This window comes from Sphingobium sp. JS3065, assembly GCF_026427355.1.
Taxonomy (GTDB): Bacteria; Pseudomonadota; Alphaproteobacteria; order Sphingomonadales; family Sphingomonadaceae; genus Sphingobium.
On record NZ_CP102664.1, the window covers coordinates 2,845,286 to 2,867,296 of the forward strand.

A 22,011-nucleotide genomic window follows, 5' to 3' on the forward strand; every position below is an offset into this window, starting at 1 on the left:
GTTGGACTTCTGGGAAAAGCCCCTCGACAAGCTGGACCGCGCCGAATGGGAAGCGTTATGCGACGGTTGCGGCAAATGCTGCCTGCACAAGGCGGAGGATGAGGATACGGGGCGCATCTACCCCACCAATGTCGCCTGCCGGCTGCTCGACCGGCATAGCGGGCAATGCATCAATTACAGGGAACGCCGCCGCTTCGTGCCCGATTGCGTGCGGCTGACGCCTGCCAAGGTCAGGACGATAAGCTGGCTGCCGCGCACCTGCGCCTATCGGCTGCGGGGCGAGGGCAAGCCGCTGCCGGAATGGCATTATCTGATCTGCGGCGACCGGGAAGCGGTGCATCGGGCGAAGGAATCCGTGCGGGGCTGGACCATTGCGGAGGCCGATGCGGGCGATTGGGAAAACCATCTTGTCGACAGAGAGCTCTGACGCCGTTCTCGTCGTCGACGGCGTCGCCGTTCCGGTACGGGTCCGCCGGTCGGCGCGGGCCAAGGCCTATCGATTGTCGCTGGATCAGGCGCGAGGGGAATTGCGGCTCTCGCTGCCTACACGCGCCAATCTGAAGCGCGCGCTCGGCTGGGCGCAGGGGCATGAGGGCTGGGTCCGGTCGCAAATGGCGCGGCAACCGGCGCTGGTGACGCTGGGTGACGGCATCGTCTTTCCGCTGGAGGGGCGGGAGGTGCGCATCTGCTGGGTCGAGGGCGCGCCCCGCACGATCCGGCTGGAGGGCGACCGGTTGCTGCTCGGCGGCGCGGCGGAATCGGTGGGGTCGCGGGTGCTGCGCTGGCTGAAGACGCGGGCGAAGGCCGTGCTGGAGACCGAAAGCCATGCGATGGCGCGGGACAATGGATTGATCGTGGCATCGGTCGGCATCGGCGATCCGCGCAGCCGTTGGGCGAGTTGCGCATCCAGCGGCGCGATCCGCTATAGCTGGCGGTTGATCCTCTGCCCGCCGGAGGTGCGCCGGGCGACCGTGGCGCATGAACTGGCGCATCTGCTGCACATGGACCACAGCCCGGCCTTCCACGCGGTGCACAGGCGGATATTGGGGGAAGATCCCCGACCGGCGCGGGCGTGGCTGCGCGCCCATGGGACTGCGCTGCATCGCTTTGTGGGCTAGGCGCATGGGCAGGAAGAAGCGCTATCTGACGGCCACCATGCCGGACGGCTATGTGAAGACCATCGGGCCGACGGCGGACGCCTTCACTCATTATTGGCGGATCGTCGCGATATTGGAAAATGGCAGGACGGAGGTCTTCTGGGGCCATGCGCGCTCCCTGGCGGAGGCGAAGAAGAAGCGGGGCGCGGCGGAGGATGGCGCCAGGATGCGCGGGTGGAAAAGCTATGCGTTCGAGATAGCGGAACTGGTCGAGACGCCGGTTGAATGAAGTGCGCCATGGGCGGGGGCCAGTCCCGTGACAGGCCTGGCTTTCCTTTGGGGCGCGGCCCAAGTTAGCGCCCTGCCCTGTGTGGCCAGACGCCAGACCCGTCCGCTGCGCAATCATGGGCGGCATCGCGCAAATGCGGCAGCCCGCAGCCGCGGCAGGTGACGTAATCGCCTGCCTTCAGCCCATGGCCCACCGCCACCCGCTCGTCGAAGACATAGCAATCGCCCTGCCAGCGGCTGTCCGCTTCAGGCATTTCCTCCAGATAGCGCAATATGCCGCCGCGCAGATGATAGACCTCCTCAAAGCCGCGTGCGCGGACCAGCGCGGTCGATTTCTCGCACCGGATGCCGCCCGTGCAGAACATGGCGATGCGGGGCGTGCGGCCTTCCTCCCGCAATTTTTCGGCAAAACCGTCGAACCAGCCGGGAAAATCGCGGAAGGAGCGGGTGCCCGGATCGATCGCGCCTTCGAAGCTGCCGACCGCCACTTCATAGGCGTTGCGCGTGTCGATGATCACCGTGTCGGGATCGGCGATCAGCGCGTTCCAGTCCGCCGGATCGAGATAGGCGCCCGCCTGGTTCGCCGGATCCAGGTCGCCCGCGCCCAAAGTCACGATCTCCGTCTTCACCTTCACCTTCATTCGGGCGAAGGGGGCGTCGTCGCTTTGGGCATATTTGACGTCGAGATCGGCGCAGCCGGGCAGGGTGCGGATATGCGCCACCAGCGCCTTGATCGCCGCCTCGCCCCCCGCGACGGTGCCGTTGATTCCTTCACCCGCGACGATCAGCGTGCCGCACGTGCCAAGATCGGCGCAGACCGTGCGCAAATCGCGGGCAATCGCATCCGGATCGGGGAAGGATGCGAAGCGGTAGAGCGCGGCAATCGTGAAAGCGGATTCCATGGCTGCGCCCATAGCCGCTTCGCCGCCCTCTTGAAAGCCGGAGGGCAAGGGCGCATAGGCAGGTCATGGTTCCCCTTTCGTTCGCGGGTCACGAATTTCTGGCGCTGCCGGAAGCCGCGCTGTTCTGGCCGGCGCGGTCGGCCCTGCTGGTGGCCGACCTGCATTTCGAGAAGGCGAGCTGGTATGCCCGTTTCGGCCAGTTCCTGCCGCCGCATGACAGCCGGGCGACACTGGACATGATCGAGGCGCTGGTGGAGCGGACGGGCGCGACGGCGGTCTGGTCCCTGGGCGACAGTTTTCACGATGCCGATGGCGCGGCGCGGCTCGATCCGATGACGCGGGCGCGGCTGGCGGCGCTGACGGACCGGCTCGACTGGGTCTGGATCACCGGCAATCACGATGTCGGCATGGCGGATATGCCGGGCGGGCAACGCCGCGCCGACATGCAGGTCGACGGCATCTGGTTGCGGCATGAGGCCGACCCTGCCGATCCCCGGCCCGAAATATCGGGGCATTTCCATCCGAAATTCCGGATGTCGGTGCGCGGACGCCATGTCTCGCGGCGCTGCTTCGTCGGATCGCGCACCAAATTGATTTTGCCCGCATTGGGGGCGCTGACCGGGGGCCTCGATGTGGGACATGGTGAAATCCGGCGCGTCATGGGCGCGGGCGCGACCGCATTGGTGCCGGTGGCGGGCCGCCTGCTGCGATTTCCCATAGCATGACGATCGGAGCGAAAGGCCAAAAAGCAAAAAGGACGTAACGGAAACCGGAAATTAAGCTGTATCCATTAAGCAACAGCAAAGGAAAATCCGGTCGTGACGGGCGGTCAAGGGCTTAAAAAATAAAGGCTATTCTTGCCTTCGTCCTGCCATATCTTCATAGTCGGAAGCTAATGCCGACACGACGAAAAGTTGGGCGGATGAGGAGAGGGACCATCATCATGCATAAAAGCCTTTGGATGATTTCTGTCGGCGCTATCGCATTGGGCAGCAATGTTCCCGTTGCATGGGCGCAGGAAAGCGCCACCACCGCCGATCCGGAGAGCATCAACATCATCGTCACGGCCACGCGGCGCGCCAGCCCGCTGTCCGACGTGCCGATCGCCGTGTCCGCCGTGACGGCGCAGGCGATGCAGAATAGCGGCGCCACCGACATCCGTTCTCTCAACCAGTTGGCGCCATCGCTGCTGCTGTCCTCCACGGGCAGCGAGGCGAATGCGTCGGCGCGCGTCCGCGGCATCGGCACGGTGGGCGACAATCCGGGGCTGGAAAGCTCCGTCGCGGTGTTCATCGACGGCGTCTACCGTTCACGCACCGGCGCGGGCCTCAACGAACTGGGCGAGATCGAGCGGGTGGAGGTGCTGCGCGGGCCGCAGGGCACGTTGTTCGGCCGGAACGCCTCCGCAGGCATGATCAACATCATCAGCAAGGCGCCGGAATTCACGCTGGGCGGAAAAGCGGAAGTCACCTACGGCAATTATGATTATTGGCGCCTGGCAGGCCGCATCACCGGGCCGGTCACCGACAAGCTGGCGCTCAGCCTGGACGGCGTCTGGTCGAAGCGGGACGGCTTTTACGATCTGGTCGACACCAGCGGAAACAAGGTCGGGGACACCAATGATCGCGACCGCTATTTCCTGCGCGGACAGGCGCTGCTGGAACCCACGGACGCGCTCTCCATCCGCCTGATCGGGGATTATACCAACCGCGACGAAAGCTGCTGCGGCGCGGCCTATATCGAAACGCGGGAGCGCCGCCCGGTGGCGGGTGGGGGCTACAGCACCGCGCCCTTCAACCGGATCGCAGCGATATTGGCCGGTCAGGGCAGCGTCTTCGCCGCCGACCCCTATGATCGCGACCTTACCATCACGCCCGGCCGCAATTATGTGAGCAAGCTTGAGGATTGGGGCGTTTCGGGCGAAATAAACTATGATCTGGGCGATGCCAAGCTGACCAGCATCACCGCCTATCGCGACTATAAGAGCCAGGATTATGGCGATTACGACTATAGCGGGGCCGATCTGCTCTATCGCGATCCCAACACCTATCGCCAGTTTAGAACCTTCACCCAGGAATTGCGGGCGCAGGGGACAGCTTTCCATGACGTGCTCGACTGGCTGGTGGGCGGCTATTATGCCCATGAAAAGCTGACGCTGGAGGATAATATCCGCTTCGGTGCCGATTATGGCGCATTCGCCACCTGCCGCCTGTTGGCTGGTGCAAGCGTGCCTTCGACGGGCGCGGAAAACGCCCTGCCCTGTAATAATGCGACGGCGTTGCAGGCCGCGATTCCCTTGACCTCCGCAGGCGCAAACCCGATCTTACTTTCAGGATTGCAGGCCTTGGCTGGCATTCCGAGCGGGGCTGGTGATCAAGCCTCTATCTATCGGCAGAAGAGTGAAAACTGGGCGCTCTTTACGCACAATATTGTGCATATCACGAACAGGATCGATTTGACTCTTGGGCTGCGATACACTCATGAAACGAAGAAATTCTCGTCGGATTTCAGCAACAATAATGATACGTGTGCGGCTCTGCAGACGCGTAATAATAATCCAGGTCTGAATGATCTGGTCGACTTGGCTACCGTTTCCATCAACGCATCGACGCCTGCTGCCACCGCCAACGCCGTCAACCTAGCACGGGGCATATTGACCCTGGGCTGCCTGGGCAACGGTTCCACCAGCCTCAACGCCCTCAACCTTCGCGACAAGATCAGCGACGGTCAATTTTCCGGCACCGCCGTCCTGTCATGGAAGCCGGTCGACGAACTGCTGCTCTATGGCAGCTATTCGAAGGGCTATAAGGCGGGCGGCTATAATCTGGATCGTTTCCAACTGGGATCGACGGGCCTGAACGCGGTTCCCGCCGTGTTCGCGCCGCGCACCGATGCCGACGTGACCAGCCTGCGCTTCGCGGCGGAGAAGGTCGACGCCTTCGAAATCGGGCTGAAATACAACCAGCCCAAATGGAGCGCGAACATCGCCGCCTTCCGGCAGGAGTTCAAGAATTTCCAGTTGAACACCTTCAACGGCACCAGCTTCGTCGTCCAGAACATCAACGGTTGCGACAGCGCGCTGACGGCGGCGCGGACCTGCGACAGCGGCGATGTCGGGCCGGGCCTGATCAGCCAGGGCGTGGAGCTGGAACTGTCGGCGACGCCGGTGCGCAACGTCCGCTTCGCTGGCGGCTTCACCTATGCCCGCGCCAAATTCGCCAACCGGCTGGTCGGCAGCGGTAATGGGGCGGTGCCGCTCGATCCGGCGCTGTTCCTGCTGCCGGGATCGATCAACTCCCAGGCGCCGGAGGTGGTGACAACGGTCAGCGCATCCTGGACGCCGCCATTGGGCAGCAGCGGCCTGACAGCGCTCTTCTATGTCGACGGACGCATGAGCAGCGACTTCAACACCGGTTCCGACCTGTTCCCGGAAAAGCGGCAGGACGGTTATGCCCTGTTCAACGCCCGCATCGGCATTCGTGGGCCGCAGCAGCGCTGGGCGGTGGAATTCTGGGGCCAGAATATCTTCAACCAGGACTATACCCAGGTCGCCTTCAGCAGCCCGCTCCAGTCGAGCAGCCCCGATCAATCCACAATCGGCCAGTTCGGGCGGCCGGGCAATGTGATGGCGAACCAGTTGATCTCCGCCTATCTGGCGGAACCGCGCACCTACGGCATCACCCTGCGCGGGAGTTTCTGATCATGCCCCTGCCGCTCCCCGGTGTCGGGCGGGCGGCAGGGCGCTCCCCGAACAGGGCCGTGCCGACGCGGATGTCGGTCGCGCCCAGCATGATAGCCGTCTCGAAATCCCCCGACATGCCCATGGAGAGCCGTTCCAGCCCTTCATCCCGCGCCATTTTGGCGAGCAGCGCGAAAAAGGGCGCAGGCTCGAGGTTCGCGGGCGGCACGCACATCAGGCCGAGCAGCGGAATGTCGGCTGATCGCGCCGCCGCGATCAAGGCGGGGGTATCGGCGATGGCGCAACCGCCTTTCTGCTCCTCCGCGCCGATATTGACCTGAATGTAGCAGGGGACGCGCTTGTCCGCCGCGTCCATCGCCCTGGCGAGCGCCGTCAGCAGCGAGGGACGGTCCAGCGAATGGATGACGTCGAACAGCGCGACCGCATCGGCGGCCTTGTTCGACTGGAGCTGGCCGACCAGATGCAATGAGAGGCCGGGAAAATCCTCCCGCAACGCCGGCCATTTGCTTTCCGCCTCCTGCACGCGATTTTCGCCGAAGACCCGTTGGCCCGCATCGATCAGCGGGCGGATGGCCTCTGTCGCCTGGGTCTTGGACACGGCGATCAGAGTGATGGCGTCGGCGGTGCGGCCGGTAAGGCGCGCGGCGCGCCCCATGGCGTCGCGCACTTGGGCCAGCCGGTCTGCGGCTTCGATGCTGTCGGTCGTCATAAGGGCTGCTATAGGCGAGGGCCATGCAACGCCGCCACCGCAAAAAGCTGCCGATGATCTGGTTGATGACCGATGAACGTGTGGGGGACGCCGCCCTGCTGGCCGCCGTGGCGAGGCTGCCGAAGGGGAAGGCCGGGATCATATTCCGACATTATCGCACGGCGGCAAAGGAGCGCCGGGCTTTGTTCGATCGGGTGGCGCGGATTGCGCGAAGGCGGCGGCTGGTGCTGATGCTCGGCGGAACGGCGCGTCAGGCGCGGGGCTGGCGCGCCGATGGCTGGCACGGGGGGGATGGGCGGCGGGTTGGCGAGGCGCTGCTCCACAGCAGGCCGGTTCATGACGGGCGGGAGATGATCGCCGCATTGCGCCGTAGGGCGGACCTCGTTTTTCTCTCGCCGCTGTTCCCGACGCGCTCGCATCCTGGTGGGCGGGCGTTGGGGCGGGCAAGATTCGCAGCTTTGGCGCGGCGGGCCGATATGCCGGTGATTGCGCTGGGCGGCGTGCGCGCGGCGCATCGACCTATGTTGAAGGGAATCGGTGCATCGGGCTGGGCAGCGATTGATGGCCTGTCGGTTGAGGGGTGACGTTGGCCGGTTTTGGGTGGAGGGCGGACGTTCAGTTTTCCGTTCGGGCTGAGCCCTTCGACTGCCTGCCAGGGCAGGCGCTCAGGATAAACTTGCCTTCGGCAAGTCGAAGCCTTCAGCCGAGCGGAGCGAGGCTTCCATGCTTCGCCTCCGCTCAGGGCGAACGGATATCTAATGTCAGCTACTGGCCAGAAACACACAAAGCCAAGCCCAGACAAACCGCCTGGGCAGCATGCAGAGGCTTCTTCTAAGCCGCCGCCTTTAGAATTTGAAGATCGTGCCCAGATAGACGGCCTGGGCGTCCTGCCGGTCGTCGGTCATCGGCGCCAGACGGCCCGCGAAGCTGTTATTATAGCGCACGCCCGCGGTGACGTTCAGGTTGCGCGTCAGCGAATAGCTGCTCGCCAGATCCAGCGAATAATCCTTGTCCGCGCTCGGATTGCGGATTGCCGCGGCCGGTTCGCGGCGGCTTTCGATCAGCACCTTCGTGCTGAAGCGGTCCTTGCGGTCCTGATCCAGCGAGAAATTCCTGGCGCCCGCGATCGGTTCGACCGCCACAGGGTCCAGTTCCTTGCGGCCCACCGCATCGGGCAGGGCGAACTTGCGCCAGTTGTGCGCGTTGTTCAGGCTGAACGCGACCGGCGCGATATTCACCGGATCGATCGTCCGGCTGACGGTGACCAGATCGGCGGCGCGCACCATGACCGTCACCGACCGCTGCCCGCTGAGCGAACCGCTGGTGGGGGTGAAGCGGAAATTCTGACGACTGGCGGACGCCGCGATCTTCGCATAGGCGGCGGCCAGGCGCGGATCCTTGGTCGTCGGGGTGAAGGAGGAGATGCTGCCCAGCGCGCCCAGCGATACCGGGGCTTCAGCGCGCAGACGGACAAGGTCGGTCGCCGCGCCGATTGCGGGGGACAGCATGAAGCCGGCCACGGCAACTGCCGAGCCTGCCAATGCGATATGTCCCCTTTTCAGGCGCATGTTCCGAGTCTCTTCCCCACCGACAAATTTTCTACTGTTGCTTCTACACGCAAGACTCTGAAATTGGTAGAGCGCCGCCGCAATTTTGTCGGGGCTGTTGCATGGAACACACAGGAACTTGTTCGCTGCGGCGGCGAAGCGTGACCGCCCATCCCCCGGCACCGCCCGACTCCCCCTTGCCGATTGGCGCGGCTTCTCTATAGAAGCGAGGCGTTTTTCTTGTTTGATGGGACATAGATCGATGGTCCGCCGCCTTCCGAAAACCCTTTCCGCCGGTCTGCTGCTGGCCGCTTTCCTGCCGCTTGCCGCCTGCGGGGGCGGGGCCAAGGACCGCCCGAAGGCGGACATCGCCGCGTCGAAGGTGACGACTATCGGCGTCAACGCCTATCTGTGGCGCGCCACGCTCGACACCCTGTCCTTCATGCCGATGGTGCAGACGGATTCGAACGGCGGCGTGATCGTCACCGACTGGTACGCCAATCCGAACAGCCCCAATGAACGGATGAAGCTGACCGTCTCCATCCTTGACCAGGATCTGCGCGCCGACGCGCTGCGCGTGGCCGCCAGCCGTCAGGTGAGCCAGAACGGCCAGTGGGTCGATGCCCCGGTGCAGGCCGCGACCGTGCAGAAGCTGGAAGAGATCATCCTGACCAAGGCCCGCGACCTGCGCCGCATGGCGATTGCGGGTTAAGCCCTTTTCCGCCGATTTGTTGAACAACGGGGCTGGGCTTGGACAAAGCTCAGCCCGAATGCATTTTGAGGACCCATTCCATGCAAAGGCGCTTCAACCCGCTTGAGGCCGATGCCCGTTGGCAGGCCGCCTGGGACGAGAAGCAGACGTTCAAGGCGTCGGACAGCAGCGAAAAGCCGCGCAGCTATGTGCTGGAGATGTTCCCCTATCCGTCCGGGCGCATCCATATCGGCCATGTGCGCAACTATTCGATGGGCGACGTGCTGGCGCGTTTCCGCCGGATGACGGGGCATGAGGTGCTGCATCCCATGGGCTGGGACGCCTTCGGCATGCCGGCGGAAAATGCCGCGATGGAAAAGAAGGTCCATCCCGGCAAATGGACCTATGAAAATATCGCCAACATGAAGGCGCAGCTCAAGAAACTGGGCTTCGCGCTGGACTGGAGCCGGGAAGTGGCGACCTGCCACCCCGACTATTACGGCCATGAACAGGCGCTGTTCCTCGACATGCTGGAGGCGGGCCTGGTCTATCGCAAGGAATCGGCGGTCAACTGGGATCCGGTCGACATGACCGTGCTGGCCAATGAGCAGGTGATCGACGGCAAGGGCTGGCGTTCCGGCGCGCCGGTCGAGAAGCGCAAGCTTTCCCAATGGTTCCTCAAGATCACGCAATTTGCCGACGATCTGCTGGCGGGCCTGAAAACGCTCGACCAGTGGCCCGAAAAGGTCCGGTTGATGCAGGAAAACTGGATCGGCAAGTCGGTCGGCCTGCAATTCCGCTTCAAGCTGGACGCGCCCGTGGGCGGGATAAGCGAGCTGGAGGTTTTCTCCACCCGGCCCGACACGATTTTCGGCGCGAGCTTCGCGGCGGTCGCGGCGGATCATCCGATCGCGCTGGCGCTGGCGAAACAGGATGCGGCGCTCGCGGCCTTCGCCGATGAGTGCCGCCAGACGGGTACTGCCGCCGCGGAGATCGAGACGCAGGAGAAGAAGGGCTATGACACCGGCCTGTCGGTGATCCACCCCTTCACGGGACGCAAGCTGCCGCTGTTCGTCGCGAATTTCGTGCTGATGGACTATGGCACGGGCGCCGTCATGGCGGTTCCCGGCCATGACCAGCGCGACCTGGACTTTGCGCGCAAATATATGCTGCCGGTGGAGCGTGTCGTCGCCGCCGAGGGCGACGAGGCGAAGGGTATCGGGGAAGAGGCCTATACCGGCCCCGGCAGGCTGGTGAACTCCGATTTCCTCGACGGCCTGGGCGTGGAAGAGGCCAAGGAGCAGGTCATCCGCCGCGCCGAGAGCGAGGGCTGGGGCACCGGCACCACCGTTTTTCGCCTGCGCGACTGGGGCGTTTCGCGCCAGCGCTATTGGGGCACGCCGATCCCGGTCATCCATTGCGAGGATTGCGGCCCCGTGGGCGTGCCCAAGGACCAGTTGCCCGTGGTCCTTCCGGAAGATGTCAGCTTCGACATTCCCGGCAACCCGCTGGACCGGCATCCGACGTGGAAGCATGTCGACTGCCCCCAATGCGGCAAGCCTGCCCGGCGCGAGACCGACACGCTGGACACGTTCGCGGATTCAAGCTGGTATTTCATCCGCTTCGCCAGCCAGCCCAAGGATAAGCCGTTCGACCGGGAAACCGTCGAAAAATGGCTGCCCGTCGGCCAATATATCGGCGGCGTGGAACATGCGATCCTGCATCTGCTCTACGCCCGCTTCTGGACCCGCGCGCTTCAGCATATGGGACAGATCGGCTTTGCCGAGCCGTTCACCGGCCTGTTCACCCAGGGCATGGTGACGCATGAGACCTATAAATCGCCCGAAGGCGCCTGGCTCGCCCCGCAGGATGTTGAGCGGCAGGGGGACAGGATCGTCATGGTCGGAACCGGCGCGCCGGTGACGCTCGGCCGTGTCGAGAAAATGTCCAAGTCGAAGAAGAATGTCGTCGATCCCGACGACATCATCGCCCAATATGGCGCTGACGCGGTGCGCTGGTTCATGCTGTCCGACAGCCCGCCGGAACGCGACCTGCCCTGGACCGAGGCGGGCATCGAAGGCTCCTGGCGCTTCATCAACCGCCTGTGGAGGCTGTTCGGGGAGGCCGACAAGGGCGCCGAGGGCCAGGACAAGACCCTCGACCGCAAGCTGCACCAGACCATCGACGGCGTGGCGAAGGATATCGAGGCGCTGTCCTTCAACAAGGCGGTGGCGAAGATCTACGAACTCACCAACGCGGTCGAAAAGGCCAAGCCCTCCGCCAGCCGCAGCGCGGCGATCCGGGCGCTGGCGCTGCTGGTCGCGCCGATGACCCCGCATCTGGCCGAAGAGGCCTGGGCCGACATGGGCGAGCAGGGCCTGATCGCGGAGGCCGCCTGGCCCGCCGTCGATCCCGCGCTGCTGGTCGAGGATGAAGTGACCATCGCCTGCCAGGTGATGGGCAAGCTGCGCGACACCATCACCGTTCCCAAGGGCACGCCGAAGGACGAACTGGAAAAGCTGGCCCTGGCCGCGCCCAATGTGGTCCGGACGCTGGATGGCGCGACGCCCAAGAAGGTGATCGTGGTGCCGGATCGTCTGGTGAACCTGGTCGTCTAGTTGAAAACAACCGTTCGGGCTTGCCCTTCGACAAGCTCAGGGCGAACGGATATAGGGTTGTTCATGAAGCGCATTTTGCCCCTGCTTTGCCTCACCGTCCTGCTCTCCGCCTGCGGCCTTCGGCCCGTCTATAGCGGGGGCAGCCATGGCGCGGTGGCCCAGGCGCTGGGCAATGTCGAGGTGCAGCCGATCGAGGGCAAGGGCGGCTGGCTGGTTCGCAACGCGCTGAACGACCGGCTGGCGGCGATGCGCGGCACCGGTCCCGGCTACAAGCTGGTGGTGAAGCTGGACGACGATATCAGCGGCTTCGGTCTGCGTTCCGACGCCGCCGTCACGCGCGAGCGGCGGACCCTGCGCGCTCGCTATCAGCTTGTCGACGAAGCCACCGGCGCGCAGATATTGGACGACACCGCCGGATCGGACGTCGGCATCGACGTGGTTTCCAGCGAATATGCGACCATCGCGGCGGAGGATACGGCGCTGGAACGCCTGTCGCAGACCATCGCCGACCAGATCGTTGCCCGGCTCGCGCGTTTTGCCCAGGGCCAACAGGCGCGGGACAAATCCCGTTGAAGGCCAATCGCGGCCAGATCGAAAAGGCGCTCGACGCGCCGCCCGCCGACTGCCGCTTCTTCCTGCTCTACGGCCCCGATGAGGCGGGCAGCGCCACCCTGGCCAAGCGGCTGGAGCGCGCCATGGGGCCGGACGCGGAGCGGATCGACCTGGACGGTTCGACGCTGCGCGACGATCCGGCGCGGCTGGCGGATGAGGCGGCGGCCTTCTCCATGTTCGGGGACAAGCGCTGGATCCGGATCAACGGCATGGGCGAGGAATCGCTGCCCGCGCTGACCGCGCTGCTGGAGGCGGAAGCGGCGGGCAATCCTGTCATCGCCATGGCAGGCGCGCTCAAGGGCACGTCGAAGCTGCTCAAGCTCGCGCTCGACCATAAGCAGACCATGGCCTTCGCCTCTTATCAGCCCGATGCGCGGGAGGCGGAACAGATCGCCATCGCCATTGCGCGGGAAGGGGGGCTTCGCCTCTCGTCCGACCTTGGCCGCCGCATCGCCGACCTTGCCAATGGCGACCGCGCCCTGATGGCGGGGGAGGTGGAGAAGCTGATCCTCTATCTCGACGCCGCGCCGGACCGCCCGCGAGAGGGGACGGAGGAAGCGCTGGACGCGCTGTCCGCCGACAATCCCGACAGCGACGCCGCGCCGCTGGTGAATGCGGTATTGGGCGGCGACCTGCGCGGCATGCATCGCGAATTGGGGCGTCTGGCCGAAGCCGGGACCGCGATGGCGGCGGTGCTGCGCCCCTTGCTGACCCGCGCCATGCTGCTCGCCAACATCCGCGCCGATTTCGACGATAGCGGACGGCTGGAGGGTGCGGTGGAGGCGGCGGGCAAGGCGGTGTTCTGGAAGGAAAAGGGCGTCGTCACCCGCCAGGTCCGCATCTGGGACGCGCCCGGAATCGCCCGCGTCATCCAGCGGCTGGCCCAGGCCGAACGCGCCAGCCGGTCGGGCAGGGGGCTGGGCGACCTGATGGTCCGCCACGAATTGCTGGCCATCGCCCGTCAGGCGGCGCGGGAACGATGATGCTAACCGCTTGATCGCACGTCCACCCATCGCCATATTGCGCGCATGGACAAGCTCAACCTGACCGACGCCGAATGGCGCGAGCGCCTTTCCCCCGAACAATATCATGTCCTGCGGGAGGGCGGCACGGAACGGGCGTTCACCGGCAAATATAACAGCAACAAGGCCGACGGCCTTTATTTCTGCGCGGGCTGCGGCGCGCAACTGTTCGACGCGGAAGAAAAATATGACAGCGGATCGGGCTGGCCCAGCTTCACCGCGCCGGTCGACATCGACGCGGTCGATGAAATCCGCGACACCAGCCATGGCATGATCCGCACCGAAGTCCGCTGTTCGAATTGCGACGGGCATCTGGGCCATGTCTTCCCCGACGGGCCGGGGGTCAACGGCCTGCGCTATTGCATGAACAGCGCGTCGCTGGATTTCAAATCCCGCGACGAGGTCGAATGATCGTTCATCGCCGGTAAACCGCCGCTTCTCTTGAGATTGCTCAACATTCATGCGGCCTGCACGGCTTTTCCGCTGGCCGCCTTCCTGATTAGCGCATATCCGGGCGAACCATGGCAAAATCGAGCAGGCAACCGCGGGGCAAGGTGAAGAAATGGCTGATGCGGGGCCTGAAAATCGGCCTTGTCGGCTTTTTGAGCGCGGCGGTCGCGCTCGTCGTGGCGGTGGTGATCGCCTATCAGTCGCTGCCCGATTATGAATCGCTGAAATCATCGCCCAACGGGCAGATGATCCGCGTCCATGCGGCGGACGGCAGCGTCATCGTCTCGCTCGGCCCCAGCTTCGGCCGCTGGATGAGCTATGACCAGATTCCCAATGTCATGGTCGACGCGATGGTCTCGACCGAGGACAAGCGTTACTATCTGCACCCCGGCGTCGATCCCATCGGCATGGCCCGCGCCGCCTGGGTGGCGATGGAGCGGCGCGGCAGCGGCCGCCGCTGGCAGGGCGCGTCCACCATCACCCAGCAGGTGACGCGCAACATCTTCCTCAACAACAGCTATAGCTGGGGCCGCAAGGTCCGGGAGATGGTGTTGGCCCTCGCGCTGGAGCGCAAATTCTCGAAACGGCAGATCCTCGAACTTTACCTCAACAAGGTTTATTTCGGCGGCGGCGCCTATGGCATCGACGCGGCCAGCCGCAAATTCTTCGGCCATCCCGCGACCGGCCTGAACCTGCCCGAAGCCGCGATCATCGCCGGCCTGGTGAAGGCCCCCTCCAGCTATTCCCCGACCGCCGACGCCGAAGCCGCCATCGGCCGCGCGGGCGTGGTGCTGGACCTGATGCAGGAAAATGGCAAGATCAGCGCGGCCGAGCGCGCCGCCGCCAATCTCCAGGACGTGAAGATGGCGCCGGAGCCGCCGCAGAACAGCGTGCGTTACTTCACCGACTGGGCGCTGCCGCAGCTCGACACGCTGATTGATGAGCCGAACGAGCCGCTGGAAGTCTACACCACCATCGACCTCAACATGCAGAAGGCGGCGACCGCGGCGATCCAGGCCAATGTGCCCAGCGGGACGCAGGGCGCGCTGGTCTCGCTCGACCGCGACGGCGCGGTGCGGGCGATGGTCGGCGGGCTGGATTATGTGAGTTCCAACTATAATCGCGCCACCACCGCGACGCGCCAGCCCGGCTCTTCCTGGAAGATATTCGTCTATATGGCGGCGCTGGAGGCGGGCTATACCCCCGACACCGGCGTCACCGACAGCCCGGTCGACATCAACGGATGGAAGCCGCGCAACAGCAATGGCCGCTTTTCCGGCGACATCGATATCCGCACCGCCTTCGCCTATTCGGTCAACACCGTGGCGGCGAAGCTGGGCGTCGAAGTCGGCTTCCCGACGGTCGCGGACATGGCCCGCCGCTTCGGCGTCACCACGCCGATCAACACCCATCCATCGATGGTGCTGGGCACGTCCGACGTGCGGCTGATCGACATGACCCGCGCCTTCGCCTCCATCGCGCGCAAGGGCGTGGCGGTGACGCCCTATGGCATTACCAGGGTGACGACCGCCGAAGGCCGCCTGCTCTATGAGCATCAGGACGACACCAGCCGCGTGCTGGTCGCGCCCTGGGTCGCGGCGGGCATGACGGACCTGATGCAGACCGCCGTCAGCACCGGCACCGGCCGGGCGGCGCAGATCGGCCGTCCCGTCGCGGGCAAGACCGGCACCACCAGCAGCAACAAGGACGGCTGGTTCCTGGGCTTTTCCAGCGGCATCACCACTGGCGTATGGATGGGCCGGGACGATGCCCGCGCCGTCGGCGTGCTGCAGGGCGGGCGCGCGCCGGCCCATGCCTTTGCCGATTATATGAAGGTCGCCGTCGCCAAACGCCCGGTCGAACAGTTCGAAACCCAGGTGACGCTGCCCGAATGGCAGTTGGAGCCGGATGAGGAGGCCTATTACGGCCAGCCCGACGGCGGAACGGATGGCGGCATGATGGTCGATGAGAATGGCCTGCCGATAGAGCGCGGCCAGCAGCAGCCAGAGGATGATACGCAGCCGGACGATGGCGGCCAGGCCACTCCCAATCCCGCTGACCGTCCGCAGCCGCCGCGCCTGGACCAGCAATGGATCGACAATGTGCTGGGCCGCAACCGGCAGCAGCAACCGCCGCAACATTGAGGACGGACTTCATCCCTCCCCGTTCGCCCTGAGCTTGTCGAAGCCCGAACGGGAGGAGAATGTTGTTACCCCGCGTCTCTCCGCGCCGCGGCGAAGCGCGCCCGTTCCAGATGCCCCATGTCAGGCAGCAGGAAATCCACCTTCCCCCGCCCGAAATCGATGGCCACCCGGTCGAACACCTTGAGCGCATCGATGCCCAGCAGCAACGCCGGCTTGTCCTGAAGGTCCAGTTCCGCAAAGGGCCGGGCATCGGCGAACATGACCGGAATGTCCCGCAGCGTCACCTGGCCCATGCGCACCCGGTCGATCAGCCCCAACTGGCCGGACAGCGTATCGCCCGTCACGCTGGTCAGCGTCGCCAGCTTCAGCGCCGGGGCCTTCTTCTTGCGCACCAGCTTGTTCATCAGCGCCATATTGCCCACGCTGATCGACGTGCCGGTGTCCAGGATGATGTTGACCTTCGACCCGTTCACGTCGGAATCGAGCAGGATCAACTGGCCCCGGCGCCGCCGCGCCTCCACGATGATGGCATTGGGATCGCGCCAGCTCTGCTTGCTGTTGCTGATTTCCATCCGGCCGGTGCGGAAATTGAGCAGCAGCCGCTTGGCATGCAAGCCATCCAGGCCCAGCAGCCCCGGCGCGCCGATATTCTCGCCCTCCAACACGGGCGCTTCGATATCGTCCACCACGCTCTTGCCGAAGCCCAGGCGCGGCACCGCGACCGTATTCACTTCCGCCCGGCCGGTCATGCTGATCACGGTCACCCGTTCCCGCACCGGCAGCGCCAGTCGTTCGGCCAGATCGCGGGCAATGACGGTCCGTTGCGACCCGGTGTCGACGATGAAATTCCACGGCCCCTTGCCGTCGATCCGGATCGGAATGGTGATGCGGGCGTCGGAATCGGGCACGGTGCGGACCACTGCGGGCGGGTCGCCGGGGTCCAGCGCCGGGCCATCCTGCGCGGCGAAGGAAGGACTGGCGATCGCGACGGCGATGCTCAGAGCGGCGCGCAGGCGTCCCATCTCCCATATCCTCCCTATTTTATTCCTGTATAGCATGAGCGGGCCTGTTCCGCCCATCCCATTTCCTTCGCGGCAGGACGCAGACAGGCAATTTCTATCCATCCGACCGACTCAGCCACCTTGACTTGGCCTAGGGCAGATCGCTAAACGCCAGACATTCCATCCCGCCCGTCCGGCGCGGGTTCTCCCGAGTCATTGCCGGGTCAGCTTTCCCCCCATCATCTTCCCTCGTCTCTCATTCCATCGGACTCCACGCGAATGCACCTTAAGGATCTCAAGAAAAAAGCCCCCGCCGAACTGGTGACCATGGCGGAGGAACTGGGCGTCGAAGGCGCATCGACCCTGCGCAAGCAGGACCTGATGTTCGCGATCCTCAAGGTAGAGGCCGAAAATGGCGAGCAGATCATGGGCGAGGGCACGATAGAGGTGCTGCCCGACGGCTTCGGCTTCCTGCGCAGCCCGGAAGCGAATTTCCTCGCCGGTCCCGACGACATCTATGTTTCGCCCAACCAGGTCCGCAAGTTCGGCCTGCGCACCGGCGACACGGTGGAAGGCGAAATCCGCGCGCCCAAGGATGGCGAGCGCTATTTCGCGCTGACCAAGCTGATCTCGGTCAATTTCGACGATCCCGAAGTGGTTCGCCACCGCGTCAATTTCGATAACCTGACGCCGCTTTACCCGACGCAGAAGCTGACGCTCGATGCGACCGACCCGACGGTCAAGGACAAGTCGGCCCGCGTCATCGACATCGTCTCGCCCCAGGGCAAGGGCCAGCGCGCCCTGATCGTCGCGCCGCCCCGCACCGGCAAGACCGTGCTGCTCCAGAACATCGCCAAGGCGATCACCGACAACCATCCCGAAGTCTTCCTGATCGTCCTGCTGATCGACGAGCGTCCGGAAGAAGTCACCGACATGCAGCGCAGCGTGAAGGGGGAGGTCGTCTCCTCCACCTTCGACGAACCGGCGCAGCGCCATGTGCAGGTGGCCGAGATGGTGATCGAAAAGGCCAAGCGCCTCGTGGAACACAAGAAGGACGTGGTGATCCTGCTCGATTCGATCACCCGCCTTGGCCGCGCCTACAACACGGTGGTGCCTTCGTCGGGCAAGGTGCTGACCGGCGGCGTCGACGCCAACGCGCTCCAGCGTCCCAAGCGCTTCTTCGGCGCGGCGCGCAATATCGAGGAGGGCGGCTCGCTCTCCATCATCGCGACCGCGCTGATCGATACCGGCAGCCGCATGGACGAGGTCATCTTCGAAGAGTTCAAGGGCACCGGCAACTCCGAAATCGTGCTGGACCGCAAGGTCGCGGACAAGCGCATCTTCCCGGCCCTGGACGTCGGCAAGTCGGGCACCCGCAAGGAAGAACTGCTGGTCGACAAGGCCAAGCTGTCCAAAATGTGGGTGCTGCGCCGTATCCTGATGCAGATGGGCACGGTGGACGCCATGGAATTCCTGCTCGACAAGATGAAGGATTCCAAGACCAACGAAGATTTCTTCGATTCGATGAACCAGTAAGCGGCTGGACGGTTTGCGTTTCGGGCCGCCGGGCTTTCAGTCTGGCGGCCATGTTTTCAGGCCCGTAAATCAGGGGATTATAAGGCCGTCATGCTCGATCTTATCGCCACCGCCGCCGCAGCAGCGCAGGGAATTGGCTCGCCTGCCGACATTTGGGCGCATATCGTCCATGATTTCAGCAATATCGGCTCGCCCGCCGCGTTGGCCGCCTTTGGCCAGGTGCTGATGATCGACGTGCTTCTGGCCGGGGACAACGCCATTGTCGTCGGCGCGCTGGCCGCCGGACTGCCGACGGAACAGCGCAAGAAGGTCATCCTGATCGGCATCATCGCCGCGCTGGTGCTGCGCATCGGCTTCGCGCTGGTGGTGACGCAGTTGATGCAGATCGTCGGCCTGATCCTGGCGGGCGGATTGCTGCTGCTCTGGGTCGCGTTCAAGATGTGGCGTGAACTGCACCCGAAGCGGGGCGGGGACACGCCCGATGATATCAGCGACGATGACGTGTCGGGCCTGCGCCCCGCCAAGAGCTTTGCCGGAGCGGCCTGGGCCGTCGCGATCGCGGACGTTTCGATGAGCCTGGACAATGTGCTGGCCGTCGCTGGCGCGGCGCGCGACCATCCGGGCATCCTGATCATCGGGCTTGTTCTTTCCGTGGCGCTGATGGGCATCGCCGCGAACCTGATCGCCAAATATATCGAACGCTTCCGCTGGATCGCCTATCTGGGTCTGGCGGTGATCATCTATGTTGCGATCAAGATGATCTATGACGGCGTCGTGGATCATCAGGTCGGCATATTGACGCTCTTCGTCTGAACCTGTTGCGGCGGACGGTTCAGCCGTCCGCCGCGCTTTTGAGGCCCACCGGCCGCCAGGGCTGGTTGGCCGGACCGGCAATCCTGTCGCCCAGCCACCAGCGTATCGGAATGCGCCGCTCGGCGATGCCGGGCAGGCTCCAGACATCCCATCCCTTGGCCAGGCGGAACGGATTGCGGCGGCCATAGGCCCAGATCTCCACCCTCGTCGCCGGAACGCTGGCCGGGCTGCGCGCATGAAAGCCGAACGTATCGGCGATCAGCAGGGTGTTCGCGGGCACGGCGAATATGGTCGGCTGCGGCAGGTCCAGCGCCGCCAGTTCGCTGGTGTCTATCCGCAGCGATCCCCGCGCCGACAGGCGGCAATCGCCGTCGCGGGCGCTCAGGCTGCGTTGCTTTTCCCATGCCAGCCGCTGCGGCGTCAGCCGGTGCGAACCCTTCACATAGGCGAAAGGTCCGGTTTCGACCGCCACATCCTCCAGGAACAGCCATGCCTTCATCGCCGGATAAAAAGTATCGGCGTGGAAGGCGATCTGGGGATCGGGCGGGGCGTCATGCCGCTGCGGCAGGATCGACTGGACGTAGAGCAGCGGTTCTATGTCGAAGCCGGAGACATAGCGGGCCAGCGCCCGCCAGCGGGGATCGCGGCAAAAGTCTTCGAAGGCCGGGATAGCGCGACGGGCGGCGGGGTCCAGCGCCAGCCGCCGCGTGATCGTGTCGCCCTGCACCATTTCCCGCGCGGGACCCCGATAGGCGAAAAGCTGCTGCTGCAAGGCTCCGAACGTCGCCGCGGGCAGGAAGTCGCGAATCTCGACCACGCCGTCCCTGTCGAACGCCGCCCGGTCCGCCGGATCGACGGCGTCGGCCAGCCGCCTGCGTCGCCGCGCCGTCATCGCCTGCGCCAGCCGCACGCGCCCGGCATGCAGGCCCCGCGCGTTCAGCCGGGGCGAACCGATCAGCGGGTTGTCGATGAAGGATTTGGCGCCCGTAAAAAGCTGGGCAAACCAGAAAGGCGCAAGAAGGGGCGCGAATGCGTTCATCGGCTGCGCCTTGCCATTCCGGCCTGCGCCGGTCGAGCATAATATACCGATCGTTCAAAAATATTTATCATTTTCAACGATGTGACGAACAATGTCATGGTTCGACGCTGCCCCCGCGCCCCGTGCCGCTTCAGGGGATCAGCAGCGTGCTTCCCGTGGTCTGCCGGGCTTCCAGCGCCCGATGAGCCTTGGCGGCGTCGCTCAGGGCGAAGCTCTGGCCGACCACCGCCTTCACCACGCCGCGCGCCATGCGGTCGAACAGCCGTTCGGCGGTCCAGGCCAATTCTTCGGGCGTGGCGACATAGTCGAACAGCGTGGGCCGGGTGACGTAAAGCGATCCGCCCCGGCTAAGCTCAAGCAGGCTGATCGGCGGCACCGCGCCAGACGCATTGCCATAGCTGACCATCAACCCGCGCCGCTTGAGCGAGGCCAGCGACGCGCTCCAGCTATCCTTGCCCACGCCGTCATAGACGACATCCACCCCGCGCCCTGCCGTGATTTCCCGCACGGTCGCGGCAAGGCTGTCGAAGGCGCCGTGCAGCCGATGGTCCGCATCCACCTGCGCCGCCTTTTCCGCCGAGCCGCAATGGGCGATCACGACAACGCCCTTGTCCCGCAGCCAAGGCACCAGCGCGGAGCCGACGCCCCCCGCCGCCGAATGGACCAGGGCGACCTGACCGGCTTGCAGGGTGACGATGTCCTCCGCCAGATAGCAGGCGGTCATGCCCTTCAGCATCATGGCGGCGGCATCCCGCGTGCTGACCCCGTCGGGAATCCTCACGACCTGTTCCGCCCGCACGATGCGGTGGGTGGCATAGGCGCCCAGCCCGGCGGCGCAACCCACCTTGTCCCCCAAGGCAAAATCGGTCACGCCGGGACCGATGGCGGCGACATGGCCCGCGCCCTCCGCCCCAAGCGGGGTCGGCAGCGGCGCGGCATAGAGGCCGGTGCGGTAATAGGTGTCGATGAAGTTCAGCCCGACGGCGTCCTGCTGGATCAGCAGTTCGCCTTCGCCCGGCAGGCCCGGATCGAAATCCTCCCGCGCGATCACGTCGGGTCCGCCATGGTTCAACGCCACCATCCGCCATGCCTGCGCCATGTCGCCGCTTCCCTGTCAGAGATTGGTGGCGAAGAAATTGGCGGTGCGGCCGTCCGCCAGTTGGGCGGCCGCCTCATTCCGCCGCGCGCCCATTTCCGCGGCAAAGCCGTGATCCAGCCCCTCATAATCGTGCAGCACGACATGGCGGTTGTCCTTCAACCCCTCATGCATCTTTTGCTGCACCTCCGCGGGCACGAAGCCGTCGGCGGTGGGAACATGCAGCAGCACGGGCTTGCCGATGGCATGCTGTTCGTTCAGCAGGCCGTCGATGCCGACGCCATAATAAGCGACGAAGGCGTCCCCATCGGTGCGGCAGGCCGACATGAAGGCCAACCGCCCGCCCAGGCAATAGCCCACCAGCCCGACCTTGCCGCCATCGCCCAGTTCGGCGCGACCCGCCTTGATGGTGGCTTCGATATCGCGGATGCCCTGGTCCTGGTTGAACTTCTGCATATGGCCGAAGGCGGCCTGCAAATCGTCGGGGATATCGGCGTCGAGTTCGATATGCGGCTTTTCCCGCCAGAAAAGGTCGGGCGCCAGCGCCAGATAACCCTTGGCCGCCCAATCGTCGCATTTGCGGCGGATGCCTTCATTCACGCCGAAGATTTCCTGGATCACCACGATGGCGGCCTTCGGCTTTCCCTCCGGCCGGGCGACATAGACGTCGAACTGCGCGTCGCCTTCCAGCGTGGAGATGGATGTGAATGCCATGGGATATCCTTTCCGTGATTATGGGGAGATGG

Annotated in this window: 21 protein-coding genes; 14 read left to right on the top strand and 7 right to left on the bottom strand. The window is 64.9% G+C overall.

The window, feature by feature from the left end; all coding sequences use genetic code 11:
* Position 1 precedes the first annotated feature (1 nt).
* The 3 genes from NUH86_RS13935 to NUH86_RS13945 are packed head-to-tail and all read left to right on the top strand — an operon-like array spanning position 2 to position 1,386.
* On the top strand, positions 2–427 hold the full coding sequence (locus NUH86_RS13935; RefSeq protein ID WP_267250052.1) for a YcgN family cysteine cluster protein: 426 nt from the start codon (positions 2–4) through the stop codon (positions 425–427).
* Positions 384–1,118, top strand: coding sequence for a M48 family metallopeptidase (locus NUH86_RS13940; RefSeq protein ID WP_416365328.1), 735 nt, complete (start codon positions 384–386; stop codon positions 1,116–1,118). The genes NUH86_RS13935 and NUH86_RS13940 overlap by 44 nt, the downstream gene beginning before the upstream one ends.
* A 4-nt stretch (positions 1,119–1,122) precedes the next feature.
* A complete protein-coding gene (locus NUH86_RS13945; RefSeq protein ID WP_267250054.1) occupies positions 1,123–1,386 on the top strand; it encodes a hypothetical protein in 264 nt (87 codons plus the stop codon).
* Positions 1,387–1,450: 64 nt separating this feature from the next.
* On the opposite strand, the gene NUH86_RS13950 is transcribed toward NUH86_RS13945, so the two are convergent.
* Positions 1,451–2,299: a rhodanese-related sulfurtransferase gene (locus tag NUH86_RS13950; protein ID WP_267250055.1), complete on the bottom strand. Its 849-nt coding sequence runs from the start codon at positions 2,297–2,299 to the stop codon at positions 1,451–1,453.
* 53 nt (positions 2,300–2,352) lie between these two features.
* On the opposite strand from NUH86_RS13950, the gene pdeM reads away from it, so the two are divergent.
* Positions 2,353–3,012, top strand: a complete 660-nt coding sequence (gene pdeM / locus NUH86_RS13955) for a ligase-associated DNA damage response endonuclease PdeM (RefSeq protein ID WP_267250056.1) — start codon at positions 2,353–2,355, stop codon at positions 3,010–3,012.
* Positions 3,013–3,230: 218 nt separating this feature from the next.
* Positions 3,231–5,987: a TonB-dependent receptor gene (locus NUH86_RS13960; protein WP_267250057.1), complete on the top strand. Its 2,757-nt coding sequence runs from the start codon at positions 3,231–3,233 to the stop codon at positions 5,985–5,987.
* On the opposite strand, the gene NUH86_RS13965 is transcribed toward NUH86_RS13960, so the two are convergent.
* A complete protein-coding gene (locus tag NUH86_RS13965; protein WP_267250058.1) occupies positions 5,965–6,696 on the bottom strand; it encodes a YggS family pyridoxal phosphate-dependent enzyme in 732 nt (243 codons plus the stop codon). The two genes, NUH86_RS13960 and NUH86_RS13965, sit on opposite strands and share 23 nt — an antisense overlap.
* Before the next feature lie 23 nt (positions 6,697–6,719).
* On the opposite strand from NUH86_RS13965, the gene NUH86_RS13970 reads away from it, so the two are divergent.
* Positions 6,720–7,280 (top strand): thiamine phosphate synthase, encoded by a 561-nt coding sequence (locus NUH86_RS13970; RefSeq protein ID WP_267250059.1) that lies wholly within the window; start codon positions 6,720–6,722, stop codon positions 7,278–7,280.
* Positions 7,281–7,541: 261 nt separating this feature from the next.
* On the opposite strand, the gene NUH86_RS13975 is transcribed toward NUH86_RS13970, so the two are convergent.
* Positions 7,542–8,264 (bottom strand): hypothetical protein, encoded by a 723-nt coding sequence (locus NUH86_RS13975; RefSeq protein ID WP_267250060.1) that lies wholly within the window; start codon positions 8,262–8,264, stop codon positions 7,542–7,544.
* Between the two features lie 241 nt (positions 8,265–8,505).
* Here NUH86_RS13975 and NUH86_RS13980 point away from each other — a divergent pair, with 241 nt between their 5' ends.
* The 6 genes from NUH86_RS13980 (at position 8,506) to NUH86_RS14005 (ending at position 15,780) form a co-directional block, all read left to right on the top strand.
* Entirely contained in the window at positions 8,506–8,955 is a 450-nt protein-coding gene (locus tag NUH86_RS13980; RefSeq protein WP_267250061.1) for a DUF3576 domain-containing protein, read from the top strand.
* Between the two features lie 80 nt (positions 8,956–9,035).
* Positions 9,036–11,552, top strand: coding sequence for a leucine--tRNA ligase (gene leuS / locus NUH86_RS13985; RefSeq protein WP_267250062.1), 2,517 nt, complete (start codon positions 9,036–9,038; stop codon positions 11,550–11,552).
* A 63-nt stretch (positions 11,553–11,615) separates the two neighbouring features.
* Positions 11,616–12,125, top strand: a complete 510-nt coding sequence (lptE, locus tag NUH86_RS13990) for an LPS assembly lipoprotein LptE (RefSeq protein WP_267250063.1) — start codon at positions 11,616–11,618, stop codon at positions 12,123–12,125.
* Positions 12,122–13,147: a DNA polymerase III subunit delta gene (holA, locus tag NUH86_RS13995; protein WP_267250064.1), complete on the top strand. Its 1,026-nt coding sequence runs from the start codon at positions 12,122–12,124 to the stop codon at positions 13,145–13,147. Before lptE ends, holA begins: the two co-directional genes overlap by 4 nt.
* A gap of 45 nt (positions 13,148–13,192) precedes the next feature.
* A complete protein-coding gene (gene msrB / locus NUH86_RS14000; protein ID WP_267250065.1) occupies positions 13,193–13,597 on the top strand; it encodes a peptide-methionine (R)-S-oxide reductase MsrB in 405 nt (134 codons plus the stop codon).
* 110 nt (positions 13,598–13,707) lie between these two features.
* Positions 13,708–15,780, top strand: a complete 2,073-nt coding sequence (locus tag NUH86_RS14005; RefSeq protein WP_267250066.1) for a transglycosylase domain-containing protein — start codon at positions 13,708–13,710, stop codon at positions 15,778–15,780.
* A 65-nt stretch (positions 15,781–15,845) separates the two neighbouring features.
* On the opposite strand, the gene NUH86_RS14010 is transcribed toward NUH86_RS14005, so the two are convergent.
* Positions 15,846–16,802 (bottom strand): retroviral-like aspartic protease family protein, encoded by a 957-nt coding sequence (locus tag NUH86_RS14010; RefSeq protein WP_267250067.1) that lies wholly within the window; start codon positions 16,800–16,802, stop codon positions 15,846–15,848.
* 258 nt (positions 16,803–17,060) lie between these two features.
* Here NUH86_RS14010 and rho point away from each other — a divergent pair, with 258 nt between their 5' ends.
* Together rho and NUH86_RS14020 are read left to right on the top strand one after the other, a co-directional pair.
* Positions 17,061–18,317, top strand: coding sequence for a transcription termination factor Rho (gene rho, locus NUH86_RS14015; protein ID WP_267250068.1), 1,257 nt, complete (start codon positions 17,061–17,063; stop codon positions 18,315–18,317).
* Positions 18,318–18,407: 90 nt separating this feature from the next.
* Positions 18,408–19,130, top strand: a complete 723-nt coding sequence (locus NUH86_RS14020) for a YjbE family putative metal transport protein (protein ID WP_267250069.1) — start codon at positions 18,408–18,410, stop codon at positions 19,128–19,130.
* 19 nt (positions 19,131–19,149) lie between these two features.
* On the opposite strand, the gene NUH86_RS14025 is transcribed toward NUH86_RS14020, so the two are convergent.
* The 3 genes from NUH86_RS14025 to NUH86_RS14035 form a co-directional block, all read right to left on the bottom strand.
* Positions 19,150–20,169, bottom strand: a complete 1,020-nt coding sequence (locus NUH86_RS14025) for a phytanoyl-CoA dioxygenase family protein (RefSeq protein ID WP_267250070.1) — start codon at positions 20,167–20,169, stop codon at positions 19,150–19,152.
* A gap of 130 nt (positions 20,170–20,299) precedes the next feature.
* The gene (locus NUH86_RS14030; RefSeq protein ID WP_267250071.1) at positions 20,300–21,268 is read right to left on the bottom strand and encodes a quinone oxidoreductase family protein; all 969 of its coding nucleotides are present in this window, start codon (positions 21,266–21,268) and stop codon (positions 20,300–20,302) included.
* A 15-nt stretch (positions 21,269–21,283) separates the two neighbouring features.
* On the bottom strand, positions 21,284–21,979 hold the full coding sequence (locus tag NUH86_RS14035) for a dienelactone hydrolase family protein (protein ID WP_267250072.1): 696 nt from the start codon (positions 21,977–21,979) through the stop codon (positions 21,284–21,286).
* Between the last annotated feature and the right edge of the window lie 32 nt (positions 21,980–22,011).